Origin of the sequence: Streptomyces sp. SBT349, assembly GCF_001083795.1 — a bacterium.
Lineage (GTDB): Bacteria > Actinomycetota > Actinomycetes > Streptomycetales > Streptomycetaceae > Streptomyces.
In genome coordinates, this window is the sequence record NZ_LAVK01000610.1 from 1 (window position 1) to 1930 (window position 1930).

2 protein-coding genes are annotated in these 1930 nt (G+C 77.2%); one reads left to right on the forward strand and one right to left on the reverse strand.

Annotated elements, in window-relative coordinates; all coding sequences use genetic code 11:
• Window positions 1-3 precede the first annotated feature (3 nt).
• Entirely contained in the window at window positions 4-1221 is a 1218-nt protein-coding gene (locus ADY01_RS35160; RefSeq protein ID WP_107081904.1) for an ROK family protein, read from the reverse strand.
• Between the two features lie 17 nt (window positions 1222-1238).
• Here ADY01_RS35160 and ADY01_RS35165 point away from each other — a divergent pair.
• A partial coding sequence (locus tag ADY01_RS35165) for an MFS transporter (RefSeq protein ID WP_049580910.1) occupies window positions 1239-1930 on the forward strand: 692 nt, incomplete at its 3' end.

Below are 1930 nucleotides of genomic sequence, written 5' to 3' on the forward strand. Positions count from 1 at the left end.
GGGTCAGGCCGGGGCGGTGGTGAGGGCGGTGAGGGGGTCGTCCAGGACGGGCTGCCAGGCGAGTTCGGCGGCGCCGACCAGGCTGTTGTGGTCGAGGGTGCAGGGCAGGATCGGGACGTCGCCGCTCCTCCCCCACAGGCTGCGCTCCTCGACGACGGCGCGCAGGCGCCCGGGGTCCGCGTCCAGCAGCCAGCGGTGGAGGCCGCCGAGGATGATGCGGTCCGGGTTGAGGATGTTGACCAGTCCCGCCAGGCCGAGGCCCAGGCGGTCGATCACGGTGCCCGCGGCGGCGCGGACCGCGGGGTCGGTGGCGTACTCGCCGCGCAGCAGTTCGCGGGCCTGGTCCAGGAGGGAGCCGGCGGGTCCCGCGACGCGGCCGGCGGCTTCGAGGAGGGCCAGGGGGTCGGTCTCGACGTCCAGGCAGCCGCGGCTGCCGCAGTGGCAGGCGCGGCCCTCGGGGTCGACGGTGAGGTGGCCGACTTCGAGGGCGAGGCCGGCGCTGCCGCTGTGGAGGCGGCCGTCGAGGACGAGCGCGCCGCCGACGCCGCGGTGTCCGGTGGCGACGCACAGCAGGTGCTCGGCGCCGTGGCCCGCGCCGTGACGGTGCTCGGCGAGGGCGGCGAGGTTGATGTCGTTGCCGCAGAAGCCGGTCGCGGCGAGGCCCGCGCGGTGGAGGCAGTCGTTGAAGATGTCGCGGACGGGGGCGCCCGCGGGCCAGGCGAGGTGGAGGGGGTTGAGGGCGGTGCCCTCCGGCTCCGCGACGGCGGAGGGGACGGCGAGGCCCGCGCCGACGCAGCGTCTGCCGCTGTCGCGCAGGAGCCCCGCGCCCGCGGCGACGACCTCGCCGAGCACCTGGGCCGGGTCGGCGTCGACGGTCACGCAGCCGGGGGCGGTGGCGACGATGCGCCCGCCGAGGCCGACCAGCGCGGCGCGGAACCCGTCGGAGTGCACCTGGGCGGCGAGGACGACGGGGCCGTCCGCGGCGATGGACAGCCGGTGGGAGGGGCGGCCCTGGCTGCCGCGGGCGGCGCTGGGCCGGGAGTCGACGGTGATGAGGCCGAGGGTTTGCAGCTCGCCGGCGACGGCGCCGGCCGTCGCCCGGGTGACGCCGAGTTCGGTGGTGAGGACGGCGCGGGTGGGGGCGCGTCCGGTGTGCACGAGTTCGAGCGCGGGGCCGAGCGCGTTCCGGCCTCTGTCGAGCCTGGTCCGGGTGGAGGTCACCTGCCTATTCTGGCTTTGTGTCTCGGATAAACAAATTGCGGGCGGCCCTCGTGCCGGGACCGCGGCGGGGCGAGGGCGCCCGCCCGCGGGTGGACGCGTCGCTGCGGCGGCTGCGCGCGGCGCTGACGGCGTTCTTCGCCCTCGACGGGCTGGTCTTCGCGGGCTGGGTGGTGCGCATCCCGGATGTGAAGGACCAGACGGGGGCGTCGTCGAGCGCGCTGGGCGTGGCGCTGCTCGGCGTCTCGGCGGGCGCGGTGGTGACGATGATGCTGACCGGGCGGCTGTGCCAGCGGTACGGCAACCACCCGGTGACCGTGGCCTCGGGGCTGCTGCTCGCGCTCAGCGTCGCGCTGCCCGCGCACGCGCACGCGGCCTGGTCCCTCGGCGCGGTGCTGCTGGTGTTCGGCACGGCGTTCGGCGCGATCAACGTGGCCGCGAACAGCGCGGCGGTCGACCTGGTGGCGGCGTTGCGGCGGCCGGTGATGCCGAGCTTCCACGCGGCGTTCAGCCTGGGCGGCATGCTCGGCGCGGGTCTCGGCGGTCTGGTGGCCGAACACCTGAGCGTGGCAGCCCACTTGGGGCTGGTGGCGGCGCTCGGCGTGGTCGTCGCCGCGGTGGCGGGACGCGTGCTGCTGTCGCGGCCCGCGCCGCCGCCCGCCGCCACCCGTCCCGCACGGGGCGAGGGCGGCGGCGCGGGCCGCGACAGCGC